The organism is Moorena sp. SIO4A1 (assembly GCF_010672065.1).
Classification (GTDB): Bacteria; Cyanobacteriota; Cyanobacteriia; order Cyanobacteriales; family Coleofasciculaceae; genus Moorena.
In genome coordinates this window covers 103585-126631 of sequence record NZ_JAAHHX010000023.1, presented here as the reverse complement: position 1 = coordinate 126631, position 23047 = coordinate 103585, and the positions used below count along the sequence as shown (strand labels likewise).

General features: G+C 45.4%; 22 protein-coding genes. 6 read left to right on the top strand and 16 right to left on the bottom strand.

Annotated elements, in window-relative coordinates; all coding sequences use genetic code 11:
• Window positions 1-4085: caspase family protein (locus tag F6K53_RS17150; RefSeq protein WP_293081395.1), on the top strand; the 4085-nt coding region annotated here is incomplete at its 5' end.
• A 148-nt stretch (window positions 4086-4233) separates the two neighbouring features.
• Here the strand turns inward: F6K53_RS17150 and F6K53_RS17145 are convergent.
• Window positions 4234-6543, bottom strand: a complete 2310-nt coding sequence (locus tag F6K53_RS17145; protein WP_293039346.1) for a S8 family serine peptidase — start codon at window positions 6541-6543, stop codon at window positions 4234-4236.
• Between the two features lie 545 nt (window positions 6544-7088).
• Between F6K53_RS17145 and F6K53_RS17140 the strand changes: the two genes are divergently transcribed.
• Window positions 7089-7562 carry a Fur family transcriptional regulator gene (locus F6K53_RS17140; protein ID WP_075905509.1) on the top strand — a complete coding sequence of 158 codons (474 nt, stop codon included), beginning with the start codon at window positions 7089-7091 and terminating at the stop codon, window positions 7560-7562.
• On the opposite strand, the gene F6K53_RS17135 is transcribed toward F6K53_RS17140, so the two are convergent.
• The gene (locus F6K53_RS17135) at window positions 7527-7667 is read right to left on the bottom strand and encodes a hypothetical protein (RefSeq protein ID WP_158069877.1); all 141 of its coding nucleotides are present in this window, start codon (window positions 7665-7667) and stop codon (window positions 7527-7529) included. The genes F6K53_RS17140 and F6K53_RS17135 overlap by 36 nt on opposite strands.
• Window positions 7668-7889: 222 nt before the next feature.
• Here F6K53_RS17135 and F6K53_RS17130 point away from each other — a divergent pair, with 222 nt between their 5' ends.
• Window positions 7890-9044 (top strand): quinone-dependent dihydroorotate dehydrogenase, encoded by a 1155-nt coding sequence (locus F6K53_RS17130; RefSeq protein ID WP_293023674.1) that lies wholly within the window; start codon window positions 7890-7892, stop codon window positions 9042-9044.
• Between the two features lie 207 nt (window positions 9045-9251).
• Here F6K53_RS17130 and F6K53_RS17125 read toward each other — a convergent pair whose 3' ends face one another.
• Both F6K53_RS17125 and F6K53_RS17120 read right to left on the bottom strand, forming a co-directional pair.
• Window positions 9252-10049 (bottom strand): PhzF family phenazine biosynthesis protein, encoded by a 798-nt coding sequence (locus F6K53_RS17125; RefSeq protein ID WP_293072327.1) that lies wholly within the window; start codon window positions 10047-10049, stop codon window positions 9252-9254.
• A gap of 142 nt (window positions 10050-10191) precedes the next feature.
• Complete coding sequence (locus tag F6K53_RS17120; protein ID WP_293023668.1) at window positions 10192-10776, bottom strand: DUF2808 domain-containing protein; 585 nt, start codon at window positions 10774-10776, stop codon at window positions 10192-10194.
• 333 nt (window positions 10777-11109) lie between these two features.
• Between F6K53_RS17120 and F6K53_RS17115 the strand changes: the two genes are divergently transcribed.
• Window positions 11110-12297: a 1-acyl-sn-glycerol-3-phosphate acyltransferase gene (locus tag F6K53_RS17115; RefSeq protein ID WP_293023665.1), complete on the top strand. Its 1188-nt coding sequence runs from the start codon at window positions 11110-11112 to the stop codon at window positions 12295-12297.
• A gap of 389 nt (window positions 12298-12686) precedes the next feature.
• A complete protein-coding gene (locus tag F6K53_RS17110; protein WP_293023662.1) occupies window positions 12687-13202 on the top strand; it encodes a DUF4149 domain-containing protein in 516 nt (171 codons plus the stop codon).
• Window positions 13203-13307: 105 nt separating this feature from the next.
• Here F6K53_RS17110 and F6K53_RS17105 read toward each other — a convergent pair whose 3' ends face one another.
• Both F6K53_RS17105 and F6K53_RS17100 read right to left on the bottom strand, forming a co-directional pair.
• Window positions 13308-13595 carry a TMEM165/GDT1 family protein gene (locus F6K53_RS17105; RefSeq protein ID WP_293072326.1) on the bottom strand — a complete coding sequence of 96 codons (288 nt, stop codon included), beginning with the start codon at window positions 13593-13595 and terminating at the stop codon, window positions 13308-13310.
• Between the two features lie 21 nt (window positions 13596-13616).
• A complete protein-coding gene (locus F6K53_RS17100; protein WP_364305233.1) occupies window positions 13617-13958 on the bottom strand; it encodes a TMEM165/GDT1 family protein in 342 nt (113 codons plus the stop codon).
• A gap of 155 nt (window positions 13959-14113) precedes the next feature.
• Between F6K53_RS17100 and psaK the strand changes: the two genes are divergently transcribed.
• Window positions 14114-14404: a photosystem I reaction center subunit PsaK gene (psaK, locus tag F6K53_RS17095; protein WP_081431422.1), complete on the top strand. Its 291-nt coding sequence runs from the start codon at window positions 14114-14116 to the stop codon at window positions 14402-14404.
• A 75-nt stretch (window positions 14405-14479) separates the two neighbouring features.
• Here psaK and cbiM read toward each other — a convergent pair whose 3' ends face one another.
• From cbiM to kdsA, 10 genes are all read right to left on the bottom strand, one after another.
• On the bottom strand, window positions 14480-15157 hold the full coding sequence (gene cbiM, locus F6K53_RS17090; protein ID WP_075905497.1) for a cobalt transporter CbiM: 678 nt from the start codon (window positions 15155-15157) through the stop codon (window positions 14480-14482).
• The gene (locus tag F6K53_RS17085; protein ID WP_229415538.1) at window positions 15144-15620 is read right to left on the bottom strand and encodes a carboxypeptidase-like regulatory domain-containing protein; all 477 of its coding nucleotides are present in this window, start codon (window positions 15618-15620) and stop codon (window positions 15144-15146) included. The genes cbiM and F6K53_RS17085 overlap by 14 nt, the downstream gene beginning before the upstream one ends.
• Before the next feature lie 265 nt (window positions 15621-15885).
• Entirely contained in the window at window positions 15886-16695 is an 810-nt protein-coding gene (locus F6K53_RS17080) for a DUF4382 domain-containing protein (RefSeq protein ID WP_293023648.1), read from the bottom strand.
• 110 nt (window positions 16696-16805) lie between these two features.
• The gene (locus F6K53_RS17075; protein ID WP_293072229.1) at window positions 16806-16931 is read right to left on the bottom strand and encodes a hypothetical protein; all 126 of its coding nucleotides are present in this window, start codon (window positions 16929-16931) and stop codon (window positions 16806-16808) included.
• Window positions 16932-17181: 250 nt separating this feature from the next.
• A complete protein-coding gene (locus F6K53_RS45890) occupies window positions 17182-17292 on the bottom strand; it encodes a transposase (protein ID WP_364305118.1) in 111 nt (36 codons plus the stop codon).
• Between the two features lie 78 nt (window positions 17293-17370).
• A complete protein-coding gene (locus tag F6K53_RS17070; protein ID WP_293072228.1) occupies window positions 17371-17643 on the bottom strand; it encodes a hypothetical protein in 273 nt (90 codons plus the stop codon).
• Window positions 17644-18125: 482 nt separating this feature from the next.
• Window positions 18126-19235 (bottom strand): phospho-N-acetylmuramoyl-pentapeptide-transferase, encoded by a 1110-nt coding sequence (mraY, locus tag F6K53_RS17065; protein ID WP_293072227.1) that lies wholly within the window; start codon window positions 19233-19235, stop codon window positions 18126-18128.
• A 633-nt stretch (window positions 19236-19868) separates the two neighbouring features.
• Window positions 19869-21080, bottom strand: a complete 1212-nt coding sequence (locus tag F6K53_RS17060; protein WP_293072226.1) for a glycosyltransferase — start codon at window positions 21078-21080, stop codon at window positions 19869-19871.
• Window positions 21081-21684: 604 nt separating this feature from the next.
• Window positions 21685-22191, bottom strand: coding sequence for an HAD-IIIA family hydrolase (locus F6K53_RS17055; protein ID WP_293023635.1), 507 nt, complete (start codon window positions 22189-22191; stop codon window positions 21685-21687).
• A gap of 20 nt (window positions 22192-22211) precedes the next feature.
• Window positions 22212-23042, bottom strand: a complete 831-nt coding sequence (gene kdsA, locus F6K53_RS17050) for a 3-deoxy-8-phosphooctulonate synthase (protein WP_293023632.1) — start codon at window positions 23040-23042, stop codon at window positions 22212-22214.
• Window positions 23043-23047: the final 5 nt, after the last annotated feature.

Below are 23047 nucleotides of genomic sequence, written 5' to 3'. Positions count from 1 at the left end.
AAAATGACCGCTTATTATTTTACTTTGCTGGTCATGGAGTCGCTCTCAATGGGGATGATGGCCCGGCTGGTTACTTAATTCCTCAAGATGCCAAACTGGGGGATACTAATAGTTATCTGCCCATGACGAAGTTACACGATGCTTTAAGTCAATTACCCTGTCGTCATTTCTTGGGTATCCTCGACTGCTGTTTTGCTGGTGCTTTCCGTTGGTCGAGTACTAGGGATTTACTCACATCGCCAGAAGTAATTCACCAAGAGCGTTATGAGCGTTTTATTACTGACCCAGCCTGGCAAATCATTACTTCCTCAGCCTCGGATCAAAAGGCTTTAGATAACTTTAATTTAGATAGCGAACGCGGTCAATTCGGTAATCATTCCCCTTTTGCGGCGGCATTATTAGAAGCTCTCGAAGGTGCAGCAGATATCTATCCTCCTGCTACGAATGGCAAACCGGCTGGAGATGGGGTAATTACAGCCACCGAATTATATTTACATTTACGGGATAGAGTCGAAATTCCCACAGAAAAATGCCGGATACGACAAACGCCCGGTATTTGGTGTTTAAACAAACACGATAAAGGCGAGTATATCTTTCTTTCTCCCGGACATGAACTTAATTTACCACCAGCACCACCTTTGGATCAATCACAAAATCCCTATCGCGGTTTAAAGTCCTTTGAAGAGAAACACAGTTCACTGTTTTTCGGTAGAACATTACTAGTAGAAAAGTTAGAAGATTTTGTCAAAGCTAATCCCCTGACAGTGGTGTTGGGTGCTTCCGGTTCAGGTAAGTCTAGCTTGGTCAAGGCAGGATTAATTCCCAAACTACGGCAAGATAATACTGAGAAATGGTGTATTTTGCCACCCATCCGTCCTGGTGAGACTCCCTTGCAAGGGTTAAATAATGTCCTATGTAATGCTAAGTTACCCTTGGTTGAGCCACAAAACCCACAGCATAACCTGGCAATGAGCATTGATGTTTGGGCGAAAAATAACCCCAACTCTAAGTTATTACTGTTTATTGACCAAAGCGAAGAAATTATTACACTCTGTCAAAACTATGATCAGCGTAAAGAGTTTTTCCAACAGATACTCACAGCCATAAATGCCCATGGGGATAAATTACGGGTAATATTAACCCTACGGTCTGACTTTGAACCCCAAATCACAGATGTGGGCTTAAAGTTGGCACCGGAAGTACTAAATCAATTGGAAACTACGGTACTGATAAATCTTTGGCAAAGTGGACGATTTATTGTACCGGCCATGACACGAGGGGAACTCAACGAAGCAATCGAGAAACCGGCTCAAGCACGGGTGATGTATTTTCAGCCCCACGAATTAGTAGAAAAATTAATTGATGAAGTGGCGGATATGCCCGGAGCATTGCCCTTGCTGTCTTTTGCCTTGAGTGAATTATTCCTCAAGTATTTAAGGCGGCAACGGGAGGCACAATACAGGGGTATTACTATTGATCGGGCCTTGACTCAAGCCGATTATCAAGAATTGGGGGGAGTAATGCGATCGCTAACTCAAAGGGCAGATAAAGAGTATCATTTGCTAGTTCAAGAAAATCCCGCTTATGAGCAAGTAATCCGTCATGTGATGCTGCGGATGGTGGCACTAGGTGGGGGTGAATTAGCCCGTAGGCGCGTACCTTTATCAGAATTGGAATATCCACCAGCGAAAAATGATTTAGTTAAGGAAGTAATTGATAATTTTACCACAGCACGGTTATTAGTAGAAGGACAAGATGCTGAGGGGAATCCCTATGTCGAACCTGCCCATGATGCTTTGGTAAGGGGTTGGCAAAGGTTGCTGGAGTGGAAACATTTAGATGAGGAAAATTTACTTCTACAACGGCGGTTGACGACCGCAGCGGTGGAGTGGCAAAGTGTTAAAAGCAAAAAACAATCATCCGGACAATTTCTTTGGAATGCCAATCCTTATCTCGATGTATTGAATAAAGAACTCAATTGTGAGGACAACTGGTTTAACCAGGTAGAAGTTGATTTCGTGCGGCGCAGTGTTAGAAAAAAACGCAGTAACACAATTGTGGGTTGGAGCATCGCTGGCTCAGTTCTGGGGGCAATGATTTTCTATGCTGCCGTTTGGATGCAATGGAGAAACTATGAAATTACTCAAGCCAATTCTCTCGCTCGCTCTTCTTTGTCTCTGTTTGCTAAATATAAAGACATGGAGGCTTTGGTGGAGGTGATTAAGGCAGGAAAAATCCTACAAAAACACAAGGCATCGGACCAAAAGGTGATTAGTGCCCTGCACAAAGTTCTTGATGAAGCCAGCAAAGGCAACCGCTTGCAGGGGCATACTAACAGAGTCACGAGATTCAGTTTCAGCCGGGATAGCCAGACCTTGGCTTCTGGTAGTCGTGACAAGACCATCAAACTCTGGAATCTAGAGACAGGCAAGGTAATCCGAACCCTCATCGGGCATGATGACTCGGTCAGGAGCGTCAGATTCAGCCGGGATGGCCAGACCTTGGCTTCTGGCAGTGATGACAAGACCATCAAACTCTGGAATCTAGAGACGGGCAAGGTAATCCGCACCCTGATCGGGCATGATGACTTGGTCTTTAGCGTCAGTTTCAGCCCCGATGGCCAGACCTTAGCTTCTGGTAGTGAGGACAAGACCATCAAACTCTGGAATCTAGAGACAGGCAAGGTAATCCGAACCCTCATCGGGCATGATGACTCGGTCAGGAGGGTCAGTTTCAGCCGGGATGGCCAGACCTTGGCTTCTGGCAGTGATGACAACACCATCAAACTCTGGAATCTAGAGACAGGCAAGGTAATCCGCACCCTGATCGGGCATGATGACTCGGTCAGGAGCGTCAGTTTCAGCCGGGATGGCCAGACCTTGGCTTCTGGCAGTGATGACAACACCATCAAACTCTGGAATCTAGAGACAGGCAAGGTAATCCGCACCCTGATCGGGCATGATGACTCGGTCAGGAGGGTCAGTTTCAGCCGGGATGGCCAGACCTTGGCTTCTGGCAGTGATGACAAGACCATCAAACTCTGGAATCTAGAGACGGGCAAGGTAATCCGCACCCTGATCGGGCATGATGACTTGGTCTTTAGCGTCAGTTTCAGCCCCGATGGCCAGACCTTGGCTTCTGGCAGTGATGACAACACCATCAAACACTGGAATGTAGAGACGAGAAGGAAAATCCTCACCCTCCAGACCCTCCAGACCCTCATCGGGCATACTAACAGAGTCACGAGATTCAGTTTCAGCCGGGATAGCCAGACCTTGGCTTCTGGCAGTGATGACAACACCATCAAACTCTGGAATCTAGAGACAGGAACCGAAATCCACACCCTGATCGGCCATGATGGCGCTGTCAATAGCGTTAGTTTCAGCCGGGATGGCCAGACCTTGGCTTCTGGCAGTGATGACAACACCATCAAACTCTGGAATCTAGAGACAGGCAAGGTAATCCGCACCCTGATCGGCCATGATGGCGCTGTCAATAGCGTTAGTTTCAGCCGGGATGGCCAGACCTTGGCTTCTGGCAGTGATGACAACACCATCAAACACTGGAATCTAGAGACAGGAACCGAAATCCACACCCTGATCGGCCATGATGGCGCTGTCAATAGCGTTAGTTTCAGCCGGGATGGCCAGATCTTGGCTTCTGGCAGTACTGACAAGACCATCAAACTCTGGAATCTAGAGACAGGCAAGGTAATCCGCACCCTGATCGGGCATACTAACATTGTCAATAGCGTTAGTTTCAGCCGGGATGGCCAGATCTTGGCTTCTGGCAGTACTGACAACACCATCAAACACTGGAATCTAGAGACAGGAACCGAAATCCACACCCTCATCGAGCATGATGGCGCTGTCAATAGCGTCAGTTTCAGCCGGGATGGCCAGACCTTGGCTTCTGGCAGTCTTGACAACACGATCAAACTCTTCAGGATCAAACTCTTCGGGAATCTAGACTTAAACTTAGACTCTTTAATGGCGAAGACTTGCGATTGGGTGCGCCATTATTTGGAGAATAATCCTAATGTCAGCGAGAGCGATAGGCAATTGTGCGACCATGTAAAGAAGTAGTTGCAAAAGATAAAAGTTTTTAACGCCGTAGCAGCTATTCGTCAAGTCCCTTGACCGTAGGTCACCCTACGCGAACGCGACCATTTAAAATTAAAGGTAAAGAATTAAAAATTCTTTACCTTCACTTCCTTAATCAGTAATCTTGATCTCAGCCCATCCACTTGTGGTGCAGAGCATGATCACCAGCGGCGACAAAAACATCAAGGCGGTCAGGTCCCCAAGATGCTGCTGCTACCCCAGCAATGCTGTAACCACCTAGGTTTTTCCAATTTTTCCAGGCAGAACCATCCCAGGAACGGCAATAGACCTTGCCCATGGATCCAATCACGAAACAATCGAGCTGGTTGACTCCCCTGGACACAGCGGCTACACCATACTGACAGTAGCCTCCCAGTTTTTCCCATGGACTCCAAATCGAACCATTCCAGGTCTTGTAGTATAGAGCGCGATCGCGACCAATGGTAAAGATAGCGATATGGTTTGGACCCCAAGACACTGCTGCGGGTGCAGAAATAGAGTAGCCTCCTAAGTTTTCCCAGCCCCGCCAAGCCGAGCCATCCCACCACTTGTGGTAGACGGCGTGGTCAGTACCAATCACAAAAGTGTCAAGCCGGTTAGGTCCCCAGGAAGCAGCCGCTGGAGCATACAAGCAGTAGCCCTCTAGATTTTCCCAACCGCGCCAAGCCGAGCCATCCCACCACTTGCGGTACAGGGCATTATTGCTACCAACCACAAAGGTGTCAATGCGGTTATTTCCCCAAGAAACCGCTGCGGGTGCAGAAATAATGTAACCCCCTAAGTTTTCCCAGCCACGCCAAGCCGAGCCATCCCACCACTTGTGATACATAGCGTGGTCAGTACCAATCACAAAGGTGTCAATCCGATTAGGTCCCCAGGAAGCAGCCGCTGGACTATATAGGCCATAGCCGCCTAGATTTTCCCAGTCACTCCAGGTATCTTCACTGGGGCGAGGGGTGGGGGGAGTTTTGATTTTGTCAAAGGCTACCTTGGGCTGAATAATGCCAGCACCGGAATGCTGATCCCATCCCTGAGAACCAATATTTTTAGCAGTACTCTCCAGGAGTTTCTTAACCTCCTCCTGAGTTAGGCTCGGCTTGGCTTGCTTGAGCAAGGCTACTACTCCAGCAGCAATGGGTGTGGCAGCAGAGGTACCGTTATCACAGGGGAAGTAACCCCGGAAGTGGGTGATGGAACAGAAGTCAGGCTTTTGGGGGGACAAAGCCGCTGGTCCTTGGCTGCTATAGCCGACAAACTGTTCATTCTTGTTAACTGCGCCCACTGTCATCACTAGGGGATGACCATTCGCGCCCCAGATACTTTTACCAGGACCGAAATCTGAGGCACAACGACCATCAGGACAGGTTCCACCACAGTTACCAGCGGCAAACAGAACTAGAATCCCTTCATTGATCGCTTCCACAACTTTGCGGGTGAAGGGATGGTTAGGATTTCTGGCATAAGTCTTATCCCACTGTTCCTGGTAAATTCCCCAGCTATTGGTGAGAATGTGGGGTGTGCCGTCAATTTTATACTGCTTGATTGCCCAATTGAACGCAGCCAGGGCGTTAGAGATAGCATTCCCTACTAGTGGAAAGTCATAGAGCTTGGCTTCTGGAGCCATACCCAACACATCTGTAGCGCACATATTGCCATGTTCGCCCCAGCTGCGAGCTTGAGTCCCCCATGCCACCGTGCGGTGGTAGCCGCCAATAACATTGGGAATCCGCTTGGAGGGTTCTCCGGGACGCACAGGACGACCAGCTGCTGTAATCCCGCCATCAACGACACCAACAACAATACCTTGACCTTTATAACCAGCAGCATGAATTTGATCAACGCCAAGATACTTGGCTACGTCCGCCATAGTTCCCTTAGCCGCCCCAGGGTTACAGTCACAAGAACCAATCGGACAGCTACCAAACCCTGCCATTGGTTCTACCATCGGATACTCTTGCTGTAGGGTGGTAGTGTTGAAGGGTTCGATCGGGGTGTCTGGCCAGACTTTGATGACATTAGGTTGGGCTTCGAGGGCAGCAATTTGGTTTTGAGCAACTTTGCCCTTGACAACAATTACCTCTTCATTAGAGGCTTGGAGCTGCATGGCCAGTTCCGGTGTCTCAGGATCCATCGATACTGGCTCGTAGTCATAATCGATTTGGAAGCTAGGAACCCTGAAACTTCCTGCCATGTATAAAAACACGTTAGCCCCTTGATCCTTAGGAGCTCGCATTTCTACCAGCACGTTCTCCATTTCACTATCTGGGGCAGATGAACTCATGGGCACTGCTGTGGGTATATTGCCTTGACTGGATACAGCATTCATGTCAAAGGATGACATCTGGTCATCAGCCATTTCCCCTAAGGACATGCCATTGGTAGTTGCTCCACCATTGGTCATACCTGGAACCATGGGTTCTTGGTTTTCTGTGTTTTCCATTCTGCTAATTTCTGATTATGTTTTATAATTGGCTCGATAGAGAGGAGTCTGTGTTGACTTTTGTTTCAGAATCAGGTTGATGTGAGTGTTTCTGAGCAATACAGTCAACTACCCATTGACCCTGAAGAATTCCAGATTTTTTTCCAAAGTTTTTGTAAAGGTGATATACTTCCGTTATAGCTCAGTTGCATTGCTTCAGTAGCTGCTGTGAAGAGCAATGGCTTAGTCAAGACACCTGGATCTTGTCCGATGGCTAAGCAGAGCACATCTAGATGGTAGGGTGGGGTAGTTCAGGATTTTGTAGTAAAATATAGGATATAAGGCTTAGGGCTACCAAATTTAACTGAAAATTAATTTAAACAGGGGCATTCAAGGTCAAGGAAAAACTTGAGAACAGGGAAGTTGAGAACAGAAAGTATTCCCCGTTTACCCTTTCCCGTTGCTTCCGATCACACGATAGCCTTGTCCTGGCTTAAGTGAATAACTGCCTGAGCTATAAATAAATTTAAAGGGATTCCTTTTCGTTAAACTCATCAACTCATGTCATGCAACAAGAAGCGGCAGCTGCTAAACCAATTCGTTCACTAGAAGATGCAATCGACAAGTGTCAGACCCTGGGTATGCGTCTGAGTCGTCAACGTCGCTTTATTCTAGAACTGTTATGGGAAGCTAAAGACCATCTGTCAGCGCGAGACATTTATGACCGATTGAATCAACAAGGTAAAGTTATTGGTCATACTTCTGTTTACCAGAATTTAGATGCCCTATCCAGTCAAGGTATTATTGAATGTATTGAGCGCTCGGATGGACGGTTGTACGGCAATATCAGCGATACTCATAGCCATGTCAATTGCCTGGATACAAACCAGATTCTTGATGTTTATGTAGAACTACCGGAAGACTTGCTCAAGCAAATTGAGGCACAAACTGGTGTAAAGATTACGGAATATCGGATTGATTTTTATGGTTACCGTCAGGAGGGATCACCTAACTCCCCGTCGGGTGGTTTGAGGGAGTAGGGAGTAGGGAGTAGGGAGTAGGGAGTAGGGAGTAGGGAGTAGGGAGTAGGGAGTAGGGAGTAAGAGTTGCAAAAACTGATTGTAACTCAGTGATAAAAATGTCATTTTAAGTTACCCAAACAACGCCCTTTTTTTAGGGTTTGGTCATAACGCAACTAATTAATCAAAGAATCAATCAAAGTATGACGTTTGAATGGGTAAATTAAAAATTGAAGTAAATCCACAGTTGTTAATAACAACTAGCCAGATGGTGGAGTATTTTGTTCAGCACTGATTTACTAACTCGCTGACCTACTGACCCATTGAGCTACGGACTCACTCAGTATTATGGATATTTACCAATCTACCATTCGTCCAATTTTATTTTCTGGGTTGAAGACAGATCCAGAATGGTTACACAATCGAACTCTAGCGCTATTGAGCTGGCTGTCATCGAATCAGGAATCTACTCTAGGTCACTGGGTTAAGGGTCAATTACAGCAAAGGTTTTGCTTAAATGATGGTCGCCTCGAACAAACCCTCTGGGGAGTAAACTTCCCCAACCCTATGGGTTTAGCAGCAGGATTTGATAAAGATGGTGTGGCTGCTGGAATTTGGGGAAGCTTAGGGTTTGGCTTTGCTGAACTGGGTACTGTAACCTTTCACGGTCAACCGGGAAATCCTCGTCCTCGTTTATTTCGCTTGGTAGAAGACAAAGCTGCTCTGAATCGGATGGGATTTAATAATCTTGGGGCTATAGCAATGGCTGCTCGATTAGAACAGTTGAAGGTTAACAGGTTACAAGTAGAACAGTTGAAGGTTAACAGGTTACAGGTTGGGATTAATCTAGGTAAATCTAAAGTAACACCCCTAGCAGAGGCAGCAGATGACTATCGGTCGAGTTTTGGCCTGTTGAGGGAATTGGGGGATTACTTTGTGGTTAATGTGAGTTCACCAAATACACCAGGATTGCGATCGCTTCAGGATGCCAGTCAACTTAGTCTGATCTTAGATGCTCTGCAACAGGAAAACGTTTCCCAAAAGCCGATTCTGGTCAAGATTGCCCCGGATTTAGAGTGGAATGCGATCGCAGATGTCCTTGAGCTTGCCCAAAGCTATGGGTTAGCTGGGATTATTGCCACTAACACTACCATCCGTCGGGATCTGCTTAAAACACAACGGATTGCGGCAACGGGCAAACCGGTAACGGAAGAAGCTGGAGGGATTAGTGGAGCACCGTTGCGTCAACGTTCTACAGAGGTAATTCGGTTTATCTGGCAGGAAACTCAAGGAACCTTACCGATTATAGGGGTTGGAGGCATTTTTACGGCGGAGGATGCTTGGGAGAAGATTACCGCAGGTGCTAGTCTAATTCAGGTGTACACGGGTTGGATTTATAACGGTCCATGGATGGTAAGGCAGATTCTGCAAGGGCTGTTGCAGAAGTTGGAGGAAAGAGGCATGAGTTCAATTTCTGAGGCAGTGGGTTCTGGGTCTGGTTGAAGGTTGAAGGTTGAAGGTTGAAGGTTGAAGGTTGAAGGTTGAAGGTTGAAGGTTGAAGGTTGAAGGTTGAAGGTTGAACGCGATCGCTTGGCCAAAAGGCCAAGGTTGTCTGTCAGAATGCAGAATGTAGAATGCAGAATGTAGAATGTTGTTCGCCTTTGGCGTTCGAGAAGGGTAGGTGGTTTGATTGAGTGTTAACCTTCAGGATTAGATGAGCAATTCTGAGCGCAGGATAGTAACTGCTTGTCCACTCAGAAAAACGCGATCGCTACCGGTATAGTTAACCTTTACTACACCACCCCGAGAGGAGGCTTGGTAGGCTAAGAACTGATCTTTACTATTGCGATTGCGCCAGAAGGGAGCGAGACAACAATGGGCAGAACCTGTAACTGGGTCTTCATCAATTCCCAATCTGGGGGCAAAGAATCGGGAAACAAAGTCGTATTCTGAATCACTGTCAGCCCAACTAGTCACAATTACCGCAGACAGAGGTAAGGTTTTCATCAGTTGGAAATTGGGCTGCATCTGCTTGAGCAACTCTTCCGACTCTACCTCGACCAAATAGCCTAGGGAATTTTTCCCAACCCACTTGATCGGTACACCCAAGGCTTGGCTGAGTGCTTCTGGAGTACTGATAACTTCTGAGGGATTCACCGGGAAATCTAGTTGAATCCACTCACCCTGGCGCTGAGCCATCAGCAATCCACTCTTGGTGTAGAACCGAATCATTTGATCAGGGGACAGATGTCCCTCTGACCAAAGAACATGAGCACTAGCTAGGGTGGCGTGACCGCATAAGGGGACTTCCACTGTTGGTGTAAACCAACGCAAATTGAAACCATCCTCTTGCTTGACTAGAAATGCGGTTTCAGATAAATTCATCTCTCGCGCTACGTTTTGCATCCAACTGTCATCTTGAGCAGTTGGTAAAACACAGATAGCAGCAGGATTTCCTGTAAAGGGTTTACTGGTGAAAGCGTCTACTTGAATAATGGTTTGTCCCATAATCAGGCAAAAGGTTAAATCAAGTCTGGTTAATGAGTTTTAAAATGGTTGATTGTGTTAATTGTTAATTGTTAATTTTAACTTTATCATTCATAATTAATAATGAACTAACAATTAACATCCAAGGAATGTTCCGAAGATGTTATCTAAAATTGAGCCTATCTCCCGCTGGAGAATAGAACTGTAAACGTCCAACACCTAAATATAAACCGTAGGGGTTCTCTCCAGGGGGGAAAGCTGTAACACCAAACAGATAGACGCCTCCCCATCGTGGATTGCGAACAGGACGAAGCCCAACCGTAATGGTTTTTCCTGGGTTTACTGGTGGATCGAAGGTAACTGAAATTGTTTTGGTTGAGTCGTCTTTTGTGACCCTTCCCAGAGATAACGGCTGACCCCGGTCTTGGTAGGTTCCTTCAAATGCTGAGGATTTCTCGGGATAGAATTGAATCTTATATCCTCCTTGACGCTGATTAATAGTTAATCTTTGGAGTGGTTCACCAATATCCCCTGGTAAGTCCACGGTGAAATAGTATGTTGCTCCTCGCACATCAGCTTGATTAAACGTAGTTACTGCATCCAACAACCTAGGAGATTTCTCAAATGAAACTCTCCCATCCGCTAACTCAACGGCTTGGGTTGAGGGAGTATCCAAAATTACTAAGGATAAGACTAAGGCTATAGTAATTTTGATAAAGTTTACCGAAAACAGAAGCGGCGCACGCAAGCTCAATCTCTTTAGAGCTAGGATCAAGGGTGACGTAGCGGTATATGACGCCGTTTTTTGTTTGACTTCACCATCTAACATGTTGACACTACTGATGATTCTTGTTATTTGATAATTCTAATGTGAAAGGTTAGTAGGCAAACCATAATTGATCCGGTACAACTATGGCATCTGTCTGTAGTGAGGAAAATCCCGAAGGGAGCAAAGGTGGGGAATAATGGGACCATCGACAATGGCAAAATGGCACAATAATTTATTTCAAGTCAAACTGTTTAAAGTATTTATGATCTCTCCATCTCCCTAATCTTCCGATCTCCTCCTGGAATACATGCTATGTCTGTTTTGTCAAGCCCTCAATTCTATGCACCTAGGCTCAATCCCCTATTAACCCGCATCTGTCAAAGCTTTTCTGATCTAGTCGCCGATAATTTTTATCAACTGAAGTTAGTGGTTGAGTCTACGGACCTAGAGAAACTGGCTCGCTTGGAAGAGGAACGGGTGGTTTATCTCCCCAATCATCCTACCCTTGATGATGGGATGGTTCTGTTTCTGTTATCAACTCGGTTAGGGCAACTCTTTCACTATGTTGTGGCTTACGAGAGTTTCCGGGGATGGATGAAAAAATTTCTGCCGCTGATAGGAGCCTACTCGATTCGAAGGGGTTTAGGCGATCGCACCAGCATTGCCCAAACCCTAAAGTTACTGAAGCAACCAAGTTGTGATTTGGTGATTTTCCCCGAAGGGGGCTGCTCTTATCAAAATGATACGGTTATGCCTTTCCGAACGGGAGCTATTCAACTGCCTCTACAGGCAATGAACCAAATGGTGAAACAGGGTGAACCTGTTCCTAATCTCTATTTAGTACCGGTAAGTCTGAAGTACCAGTACACTGATTCCATGAAGCCGGTGATTGATCAGACCCTGTCCCGTCTAGAGAAGGCGTTCAAAATTAATGCGATCGCACCAAACTTCTATGGGCGTTTACGGGGTGTTGCTGAGCAAGTAATTCTTCGCTTGGAGACTGAATACGACCTTAATCTAGACCAAACCACTCAGATCGATTGGAACCAACGGATTAACCAGCTCAAAACTCATCTGTTGATTGAGTGTGAACAGAAGCTAGAGATAACACCGGCAACCATGACACCAATCCGAGAACGAGTGTATAAAATTCAGTCAGTCTTAAAATCCCGTGCTCAAGAGTTAGACCAGTTTGATGAAACCACTTATGAATCAATTTACCAAGCTACTCTCCGCCTGCTTAACTTTGATGCAATTTACGATGGTTATGTTGCGGCCTCTCCTACACCAGAGCGTTTTTTAGATACCCTAACTCGACTAGAGCGGGAAGTGTTTAAGTTTGATCGACCTTTGCCGAAAGGACACCGGAAAGCGAAGCTCCGTATTGGAGATCCCATAAACCTCAAAGAGCATTTTCAGTCCTACAGACAAAACCGAGCAGGAACAGTGGAGATGTTGACCCAACAACTACAACAGACAGTTCAAGAAAATTTATCGTAAGCTATCAGCTATCAGCTATCAGCTATCAGCTACAGGCCAATTCCTGAATGCTTAGATGGGCAAATCCCCAGACTTTAAATCCTGTAAAATCTCGAACTATTAAATTCTCCCGTGTGGGCATTGGCGCACGCTACGCGAACGATGTTTATTTTAAGGATTAGGCTGACGGCTGTTGGCGTAGCCTGCGCTTCGCGCATATGCTGACGGCTGTTGGCGTAGCCTGCGCTTCGCGCATATGCTTACAGTATTACTCAACTGGATTTGAGATTAGTCCTGACGATTAATTTAAAATTTGTTTGCAAAAATACTTTTTTTTGCAAAAATACTTCACACTTTTTGCAAAAACAATTGGTTAAGCTAAGAGCAGGATAGAAAGTAGAGGAAATTTTATGAACGCTGTTTTTGGCGTGGATTCACAGCAGAGCCGCTGGCGAACCATTGCCATGTTTGCTTTAGGGTTTTGGCTCAGTAGCAGTTTGGTTATAGACTTTGTGATCATGCCATGCATGTCTACAGCTGGCATGATGAGTCAGGCTAGTTTTGCTACAGCTGGCTATTCAATTTTCTGGACATTTAATCGTGTTGAGCTTTTGTGTGGCGCTTTAATATTAGCCAGCCTATTAGTCCTGCGTGGTAATTCTAATCTTTATCATTACGTCAGACGCTGGTCTATTTTATTATCCCTGCTCATGGTAGGGATCGCAATTATTTATACCTACATCATGACACCCCAGATGAGCGCCATGGCTCTACAACTGAATCTTCTAGAGCCAGTGAGTGGCATGCCAGCAGGAATGGTGCAAATGCATGAAGGCTACTGGCTGCTAGAAGCAATCAAGTTAATGGCAGGGACTACACTACTTAACTGGTGCTATAAAGACTATCGTAGATTGGTCTGTTCGTAACTTGCTCCCACACTCCCCCTAACCCCAGGGCTGATTCATTCTCGTGGATCTTGTGGACATTATTGTCAGGTTAATCAGGTGAAAGGGAGGTGGGGTGGTAGAGGATCAATCCTCCACCGTTCTTTCTGAAGGCCACAATAGCCGTAATGCCATCAAAGCAAAGCCAATGGCTGCGATCGCTTTAAGTAGACGAGTAGGCAACAGATGAGCCACCCCTCCCCCAGCTACTACACCCAGAAAGCTAGCAAGTATCAGTGCCGCTATAGTTCCCAAAAACACAGTACGGGGGGAATTGAGACTACCACTGAGTGCGATCGCTGCAAATTGGCTTTTGTCTCCAATTTCAGCTAAAAATACCGTTAGGAAACTTAGTCCTAGTAATTGCCAATCCATCGTCTAATCACTCATTCATAACTAATTCAGTTTGATTGCGTCCCACAGAAGCATAACTGATATCAACAGTAAAAGTGTTCCGGCAGCAGTATCCATCATCTCAGGGGAGAAGCGCTTAGCCAGCCAATGACCAATCAGTACACCTAGCAAACTAGTAGATATCAGTGCTGCGGCAGCACCAACAAACACAATCCATGGAGACTGGGATTCGGCAGTGATAAGTAGTGTTGCCAATTGGGTCTTGTCGCCCATCTCGGCTAGAAAGATAGTTAGGAAAGTTGAACTAAAGATTCCCCATACAGCCATCTGGTTTGCTTTTACTGGCTGACTCTGGTCAGATTGAGTCACTGGAAAACTGCTCAAGATATAGTTACTCTATACAATTTACCAAAATTTGCATAACTTTACATAAATTCTGAGGCTGTGATCACTCTCCAAATGTAAATTCTTAAAACAAGTTGAGATTTTTCTCCCCGAAAATTCTTATGATTGCTTTGATTGCTGATCAATTCATCAATATGGGAGAAACTACATTGATTAACTCAATTTTGTTAGCTGCTGTGGAAACCTCTGTTCCGGTGACCCCAGAGTGGAGTCCCACAGTGGGGATAGTAATGATTTTGTGTAATCTGTTTGCGATTACTGTTGGTCGCTTTGCCATCAAAAACCCCGGTCAAGGCCCAGCTTTACCCGGTGCCTCTGGACTGTTTGCCAATTTTGGCATCCCTGAACTGTTGGCAACTACTAGCCTGGGTCACATCCTAGGCGCTGGTGTCATCTTAGGTCTAGCCACTAGTGGTGTTTTGTAAGGTCTGAAAAAGAACTTGGCTCCAGGGGAAGAGAGGGGAGAGGGGGCAGTGGCAGAAGCCCTAATTAGTCGAAAATCATTTTTGAGTTTTGATATCGTATTTGCTTCCCCTTCCCGATTCCCCTAGCAATTCTGGTTGAACTCGCTGCAAAAATAACACGACTGCCGCTGAAAACGACCCCTCGATCACCATCAGGGGGATATGGGCAACCATTAGCCCGTAAATTGCTGTCCGTTCTGTTGCCACATTAATAGTAGCAGGAATATTGGTAATGACTAGGACGAAGAATATTAGCGTCGCCACTCCCAAGCCAGCAGCACCTGCCAAGAAGCTGAAGATAGCAGTAACAATTCGATTGCCTTTACCAAACACCCGCCGCAATTGGAACAGGTGATACGCCAAGATTGCTGATATTCCCATCATGGCTGCATTTATCCCGAGGGTGGAGAGTCCACCATGCTGGAACATAACTGCTTGAAAGAACAAACCAATCAGAATGGCAGGAATGGCATAATAACCTAAAATTGCCCCTAACAAGCCATTAAGAACGAAATGGACACTCGCTGGTGGGATGGGGAGGTGGATTGAGGATGCCACAAAAAAGGCAGCGGTCAGTAAGGACGCTCTGGGAATTGCCTCCTGGGGGTTTTGATGTTGATCAATTCGACGTAGGGCATACCAAGTGAGTCCACCAGTAGCTGCATAACCAGCAAGACAGACAGAAGCAGGGAGAATACCATCAGGAATGTGCATTAGTTTTCCTCCCTAAGAAAAAGAGTGCTGTACCCACAAATCCCCAGACACCAGCAGCTGCCATGAGCATTCTCTGAACAGGGGTGTAAGTAGGACTGGTTGATGAGCTCATTAGGTAGTTACCCGCTGCTGATGACTGACCCGCTACAGCAGAATTCTCTTCACCAAGAGTAAGAGTAATCATGCCACCGTGACCAGCTTGGCGCACCTGAATTGTCCAATTTCCCTGCTGAGCGTAATCGGGAGCAAAGATAAACCTGCCGTTGGTGTCACTAGTCCCTGTCTGCCAAGGAGTGGTAGGATTATTGGGAGCATAAATGGTTACTTGGGCATTAGACATCGGTTTACCAGTGTCGTATTTAGCATTAATCTCAATGGCCTGGATAGTTTTAGATTCAAGCTTAGTGCCGTGAGCCTCAGCATTAACTGACCAACTCAAGACAGAAACCAGGCTCAGTAGCATCAAACCTTTCCACTTCATCCTTAATTCTTGACTGTTGAGTGTTGACTGGATTTAATTGACATATTTTTTACTTTCCGGAAAAGTCGTCAATCTCTGTGACCCTCTCCCACTCTTCCACTCTCCCACTCTTCAAGAGTCATGCAAATTAGATGGGTCAGAGCTGATCAGGTTTGATTTTTATAGCACTACCTCTCGATTTTTCCTTGTCTTGATAAGGACTCTAGGTGATAAGACTCCGGGGTTTGGAGTAAGGGTGTTGGGTACGTCATGACCTGGAAATTGGAGTAGATTTACAGTGACCTTCACCCACATGACCTAGGTTAGGAAGAATCTCTTGAGTAAGCTGCTGATAGGTTCCAGCTGGGAGTCCTGATTTAAGCTGAGCCATTGTCACCTCTAGTTTGCCGTTCTTAGCGAGTGCAGCTAATGGCTCAAATCCGATCGCACCAGTGTTGAGGGGGTCATTAGCCGTCACATCACTATCGCCAAAAATGTGATCGAAGTGGAAGGTAGCTTCTATGTCCGCTTCCCCATCCTTGGCTAGAATCCCTTTGCGCTGATCACCGACAAATTCACCACAGCGGTATTCAATCTCTTGGTCAAGTTTGATCACAAAATCAATGGTTTGTCCCTGCTTACTGGCTTTACCACCCATCACTAGGGTTTGACCCATTGCTGGACCAGTGTTGGCTTTGACTATTTTCCAGGAAAGAGCATTGTAATGACCAGTTGGTGCATCAGCTATCTCAGCAATCAGAATTGGCTCGGCATCCTCTCCCCCTTCCGCTAAATCGATGGTTTTGGGATTGGGGAGGATAATTTTCTCTTCGACTGAGATTTCCTTTACTTTATCGGGGTTATAGGGAGGGTTAGCTTGGTAAGCGGTCACGTCCGCTAGGTTGATGTAAACCCGATCGAAAGATATTTGCCAACTGTCTTTGGAAATAAAGCCCTGTCGGACAAAGTCTTCACCGTTAGCCCGAAATTGCAGCTTGCCATTCCCTGCTGTAGGCTTAGTCTCGCTCTTTGGTTTACCATCACTACAGCCTGAGAGGCAAATTACAGCTATAACCATTAGATTTACCCATATTTGCACCTTTGTGATCATGATTATGCGATCGCTTGTACTTTCGCTTTTACCTTAATTAGTATACAAAACTTAATAAAACTGAGTTTTGGGGTAATTTACAATGCCCCTCTCCCCCATCTGCCCACTGCCCTCTCCCCCATCTGCCCACTGCCCTCTCCCCACACTTCCCGCACTTCCCACACTCCCCCCTCTCGACCAACACCCCCGCGCCCGGGATACATCACTATTTTCAGTAATTTAGCTGATGGTTTTAATACAAATTGCTGAGGTCTCTTAAAAAAAAATAAGGTGCGCTTTCCGTAGGCGAATTAAATTCGCCACGGGTCGCACCTAAGTAGGTGGGCTTAATTAAACCTTAAAAAGTTGATCATTTTTACTATCTACATTTCCAGATATTGTCCACTGTTGAAGCTGATAACCTACTTGGCAACTTCGTTTTTTTATACCTTCTTTAACGGCTAAAGCTAGATCCTATTTATCCTCAAACATTCGACCAGAGATTTGAGGAATTTTAAGTTGATGCCACTCCCCATCTATTAGATTAAGTTCTGGACTATAAGTTGGCGAAAAAAAAAATACAATCCCATTTCTAACCAGTCTTTTTATTTAGCTCTTATCTGATGACTTTTATGACTTGAGTATCAAGGGGTGACAACAAGGTTACAAAGCACTCTGGATAACGGATATAGCGTTAAGTCCTCGCTGAAAATTGAGCCGTTTGTGAGGTTGGATATGCATCAGAATAAAAGCTAAATCTGACCAGTTATTGAGAGATTGAACCGAATCTGGAGCGTACAATCCAATCCAAAAATAACTATGTCGAGCCGTTGAACGTTCCGGTTCAGTAGGACGACAAATATACTCACTAACTTCGAGATTTTGTAAATATTTTACCTGTAAAGTTGCCTGGGTATAAGCGATAGAAATGAGCAAAACAATAGCCAGTAAACGTCGCTCATTAACTTTCGTATTTTCGAGAGGTGCGCTTCCAATAAACTGCTAAATTAAAATTACCAAGCTGATGGGCTTTTGTGCAAGAAATGTTTTTATAAAACCGAGACATTCCTGGTTTAATTCCTAAGTTTTTCAGCGCTCGATAAACGGTGTCATCATCTTGAATACAAGTGCCCTTAATAGGGACGCAAAGCAAAGTCTACTTTCCTCTGGTCTAGCCACTTAGCCAGTTTGATACTGTGAAATTCTCTGTCTCCTAATAGAATGACTGGATAAGGGCGCATAAGAATGAAGGATGAATCAGTAGACCCGTTGCAAAAATAGTGTCTTGATGCCGCCCCTCCCGATGAGCGACTACATCAAGACAATCAGCAAAAATGTCAGTCGGCCTTGCTTAAGGATGGTATGATTTTGCCCCCCTAGCCTCCCAAGGCAAGGCTGGACAAAGACCCAATCACAATTCAAGCCAAACACAACAACACTAGAAGCCCATTAACTAAATAAAATACCGCCACTATCTGGGTCTCTGACCAGCCAGAAAGTTCCAGATGATTGTGGAACGGTGACATTTTTAATAAACGCTTACCCACCCCATTGGCATCTTTGGTGGCTTTATAGTAACTAACTTGAGCAATCACTGAAACTGCTTCTACGAAGAAAATACCACTAATTATAAATAAACTCCAGAGGTTCCCAGTCAAAAGTCCTACCGCTGCAAGTGCTCCTCCTAGGGCTAGAGAACCGGTATCCCCCATGAAGACTTTGGCGGGATTGCGGTTGTGGGCAATAAAACCCAGGCAACTGCCACTCATACAAGCACAGAAGACCATTAAACCAGGGGAGGTCGGAGCAATCAGGGCAGCTAGTCCTAAAAATGCGATCGCACAGGTTCCTGCTGCTAGTCCATCCACTCCATCGGTAAGATTAGTAGCATTACTTTCTGCTAATAGCACAAATATACCCACCGGCCAAAACAAGAATCCCAAGGGTAAGACGATCCCCAAGGGTAGGGTGATATTAGTGATACTCGCTGCCTGGGTTTGTGATAACCATAGACAAAACAGTAAACTGACCACAATTTGTAGAGCCAGTTTCATTCTCGGGGACATCCCTTTATTAGAGAGGCGTTGGACCACTTGCCAATCGTCCATCCAGCCGATTAACAGATAGCCAAGGGTGGCTAGGGATACCGCTAGGACCCGGATAAAATCCTGCTGTTGGAGGAATAATCCTGACCACACCAGGGCAATCACCACCGCTACCGGCACAAAAAATATGCCACCCATGGTGGGGGTACCCGCTTTGTGTAAATGGGATTGGGGACCCTCTTGACGAATAATCTGACCCATTTTGAGTGCTTGTAGAAAGGGGACTGCTCGATATCCAATGCCAGTAGTGATCAGAGCACAGATCAACAGGGGTATAGTGATGGAGTTACCTGCGATCAGGGACCGAGCTGCTGTCCCATCCAAAATTAATGCACCCAGAGTTAAGCCGATTGATAGAATATATAGGAGTTTAGTTCCCGTTAAGTTGAACAACTGCCCAGACAATCGTTTAGAATCTACCACAAGCCTCTTATTCCTTTGTTGAACACTCCTCACAAAGATACAATTCCCTGTATCTTTGCTTATATCCGTATAATTTACGGTTACGAGTCAAATCCTAACATCAAAGGTCTGCGATCGCTCAGGGTAGGATTGATTTTTTAAAATTTACGAGATTATCAAGGCATGACCGGATGACAGGATGACCGGATCACTACCAAGGTCTAGGGAGTTATCAGCTATCAGCTATCAGCATATGCCCTACGGGAATGGCTGACGGCTGATCCCTGACCGCTGTTCCCCCAGGGCATATGCTTACCAACAGCTGAGTTAACCATGGCGCAACTGCACTCATAGGACTTACGCAAATCCCTCAATTTAACGCTACCTGTAGGGTGGGCAAGGTTTTGCCCACCCTACCCATGGATTCTGTGCGTAAGTCCTGACTCAGACTTCCCTCTTCCCTGCTCCCTGCTCCGAACGCGCCCCGCGTGGCCGACGGCCTCAGTCCCTGCTCCGAACGCGCCCCGCGTGGCCGACGGCCTCAGTCCCTGCTCCGAACGCGCCCCGCGTGGCCGACGGCCTCAGTCCCTAAAAACCCAGAACGAAAGTACCTAACAGCAATTGCAAACCGCTGTATTTTTGAATAGCGACTTGCTAAATACTAGTTAAAATACGCTGAAGTTTCTCTAGGAGCTTATCAGTAGAATGAAGACGTCTATAACCATGAAAATCCGGTTGCACTTCTTGGTTATAGTTATCCAGTTTACTACAGAGCAGACCTATAGTATAAATACATTGCAGCACATCCCCTTCATTGATAGTTAAACCCAATTTAAATTTGCTCACTCTCTCTGCCATACAAAACTTGCTGCTCACAATCACAGGTTTTTCAAAAACTGCTGCTTTAGTCAGGATATTACTACTGTGCGGGAAGTTATTATAGGCAGCAAATAAGATATGGCAAGTACTAACTAAAGCGTTGAATTTTGCTTCATCAGGAATACGCTGAAAATAAAAAAAGCAGTTAGGTAATTTTAGGTTAAGAAGAGTCTGGAGTCTTGCTTGCTCCTGGAAAGTGTAGCTCTGCTTGGATAACTGACCAGCGAAGACAAAAACATAGTCTTGTTTCACCATCTGCTGAGCAACTTCTAAAAGTGTCAGAACTCCTTTGCGCTGGGATTGTATGCCTAGTAATGCAATGATTTTTTTGCCTTCAGCTTTGGCTTGAATTTGTTTCACGATTGACCAATTCAAGTCTGGGGCTGACTCGTCGGTAAAATCGGGAAAAGTAATTACCGTTTTGCCGTTGATTTTGCTTTGTAATTGCTTAGCAATCCCTTCGTCAAGAACAGCAATAGCTGGGCAATGAGAGGACTTTAAGGCAGCATGAGGTTTTAGAGGACCTCTATTGATAGACCAAAACGTTTGTTTAAGCCTCAAATGACGAGGTTTAACATAGAGACCAGACCAAGGGTAAGGGAAAATCTTGTCTACTATATGGTGTAGCAGGTAGGGTGCTAAACAACTATCAAGCCAGGGAAAAAATACTAGATCGGGTACTTTACCAATTTTTGATGAAGCATACTGAATGCTAGCTTTGGCGTAGTACCAACGTTTTAATGCATTCAGGGCTGTGCGAATTCCATTGATACCAAATGAGCTAGGCTCTGGTCTTTGAAATTGAAAAACCTGGAATTGCTCTTGATAGTTAGGGCAGTTAAAGGCAACCCATTCAGTTAATTCTAATGGTTTTGGGCAGAAGGCTATTACTTGATGACCAAGCTCAAGTAACGTTTTGGTTAAAACCTTGAGGTATGTTGGACGATGTCCATTCCAATTTTCCTCAATGAGAGCAATGGTTTTCAAGGTGATAACCTCTTCAAATAATTATATCTGGCTACTAGCTATCAATACATACTAACTAAATAGATATCAGGGATCGTTATTTTACTTTGCCAGAGTTATTAATATACTCTCTCTAATCCTAATTTAAAGAAATACGGATTGCTATATAACTTTCTATAGTGATCTGATAGTGCTGTTGACGGATGCGATCGCATTCTAATCTTGTAACACCTGATGATATAAGTCCATATATCGCTGGGCTTGCAGTTCAAGGTTGTTGATTGCTGCTCTTAACTCCTGCTCGTGTTCCAACCTACCAGCTGCATAATTTTCATAGAAAAGCTTGGAAGTGAGTAGGAATGCTTACCAGTTTAATTCAAAACCCAGCTGTTCCCGTAGCGTGGGCGTAGCCCATAGGCTTACTACTTGAGAAATATTGCCTACTAACCCTTTCAGACATTATCTTTTAAATCGGGATAGTCTTCTATACTTGCTACGGGCATAAACTGAGCTTTTGGTTCAGCTGTAGCGTTTAAGTTCTAGGCTGCGGGGGCTGATAGCTGTTCGCGTAGCGTGCGCGTAGCGCTTAAGCTGATAGCTGATAGCTGATAGCTGAATACTTACCTTAAACCTGTGCTTTGATCAAGAGCTCACATATTTCTCGAACCGCTCCTTGACCACCTGCTAATCTGGTAACATACACAGCAGTGTCTTGGTTTTCTGGTATCCCATCAGCAACAGTTAAGGGACATCCTACAGCTTTCAGAACGGCTAAATCAATGATATCATCACCAACATAGGCGACTTGGGAAAGAGATAAACTTAACTGTTCACAGAGTTGTTTGAGGACAGCTAACTTATCTTCAATGGCAAAAAAACTGTACTTGATTCCTAGCTTTTGGACTCGATGTCGGGTTGCTCTAGAACTGCTATTGGTAATAACAGCTACCTCAATTTTAGTCTGTTGGAGTACCTTGATTCCCATGCCATCTTTGACATTAAATTTTCTGAGTTCTTCACCGCTTTCTGTGTAGTAAAGTCCGCCATCGGTCATGACTCCATCTACATCTAGGGCTAGCAGTTTCACCTGGGATAAACGTGCTTGTAATTCAGTCTCAGGGATGTTATTCATAGCAAATTTATCCGCCAATTTTACCCAATTGTAGCGTCCAAAGCTGCACGAACATTCAGAATTCCCTTGAGGACATTTTCCAGTTCCGCCAATGGTACCATATTCGGACCATCACTAAGGGCGATGTCAGGATTTTCATGAATTTCCATGAACAGAGCATCAATGCCAACGGCAGCCGCAGCTCTGGCCAAATAGGGAACAAAGTGCCGCTGTCCACCAGATTTATCTCCCTTTCCTCCTGGCATCTGGACGCTATGAGTGGCATCAAAAACTACAGGATAACCTAACTCGCGCATCTGAGGGAGGGAGCGAAAGTCTACCACTAGGGTATTGTAACCAAAACTAGTACCCCGCTCTGTTAGTAAAATATTCTTGGCTCCCCCAGCTTCCAGTTTGGTGACCACATGCTTCATATCCCAAGGGGCAAGAAACTGACCTTTTTTGACGTTAATTGCCCTACCTGTGGCAGCCGCAGCGATTAGCAAGTCAGTTTGGCGGCACAGAAACGCTGGGATTTGCAGGACATCGACTACTTCAGCAACCGTTGCAGCTTGGTGACTTTCGTGGATATCGGTAAGCACTGGCACACCCACCTTCTGTTTAACCTTTTGGAGAATGTCTAGACCTGTGTCTAGGGTTTGTCCCCGAAAAGAGTTGATGGAAGTGCGATTGGCTTTGTCAAAGGAAGACTTGAAGATGAAAGGAATATTTAAGCGATCGCATACTTTATGGATCTCCTCTGCCATTTTTAAGGTAAAGTCTTCCGATTCAATCACACACGGACCACCAATCAGGGTGAGTGGATAGCGATCGCCAATCGAGAGGGTATCAGTGATTTGGGTATGATTCATGAGTT

What these genes read in the sequence shown, in the direction of transcription:
- F6K53_RS17055 (WP_293023635.1), bottom strand. Translation starts at nt 22,191, where the DNA reads ATGAATAACATCCCTGAGACTGAATTACAAGCACGTTTATCCCAGGTG.
- kdsA (WP_293023632.1), bottom strand. Translation starts at nt 23,042, where the DNA reads ATGAATCATACCCAAATCACTGATACCCTCTCGATTGGCGATCGCTAT.
- F6K53_RS17145 (WP_293039346.1), bottom strand. Translation starts at nt 6,543, where the DNA reads ATGGAAAACACAGAAAACCAAGAACCCATGGTTCCAGGTATGACCAAT.
- F6K53_RS17135 (WP_158069877.1), bottom strand. Translation starts at nt 7,667, where the DNA reads ATGACATTTTTATCACTGAGTTACAATCAGTTTTTGCAACTCTTACTC.
- F6K53_RS17080 (WP_293023648.1), bottom strand. Translation starts at nt 16,695, where the DNA reads ATGGTTATAGCTGTAATTTGCCTCTCAGGCTGTAGTGATGGTAAACCA.
- F6K53_RS17105 (WP_293072326.1), bottom strand. Translation starts at nt 13,595, where the DNA reads ATGGATTGGCAATTACTAGGACTAAGTTTCCTAACGGTATTTTTAGCT.
- F6K53_RS17130 (WP_293023674.1), top strand. Translation starts at nt 7,890, where the DNA reads ATGGATATTTACCAATCTACCATTCGTCCAATTTTATTTTCTGGGTTG.
- F6K53_RS17085 (WP_229415538.1), bottom strand. Translation starts at nt 15,620, where the DNA reads ATGCTACTGAGCCTGGTTTCTGTCTTGAGTTGGTCAGTTAATGCTGAG.
- F6K53_RS17125 (WP_293072327.1), bottom strand. Translation starts at nt 10,049, where the DNA reads ATGGGACAAACCATTATTCAAGTAGACGCTTTCACCAGTAAACCCTTT.
- F6K53_RS17115 (WP_293023665.1), top strand. Translation starts at nt 11,110, where the DNA reads ATGTCTGTTTTGTCAAGCCCTCAATTCTATGCACCTAGGCTCAATCCC.
- F6K53_RS17110 (WP_293023662.1), top strand. Translation starts at nt 12,687, where the DNA reads ATGAACGCTGTTTTTGGCGTGGATTCACAGCAGAGCCGCTGGCGAACC.
- F6K53_RS17075 (WP_293072229.1), bottom strand. Translation starts at nt 16,931, where the DNA reads ATGTATCCCGGGCGCGGGGGTGTTGGTCGAGAGGGGGGAGTGTGGGAA.
- F6K53_RS17140 (WP_075905509.1), top strand. Translation starts at nt 7,089, where the DNA reads ATGCAACAAGAAGCGGCAGCTGCTAAACCAATTCGTTCACTAGAAGAT.
- psaK (WP_081431422.1), top strand. Translation starts at nt 14,114, where the DNA reads ATGGGAGAAACTACATTGATTAACTCAATTTTGTTAGCTGCTGTGGAA.
- cbiM (WP_075905497.1), bottom strand. Translation starts at nt 15,157, where the DNA reads ATGCACATTCCTGATGGTATTCTCCCTGCTTCTGTCTGTCTTGCTGGT.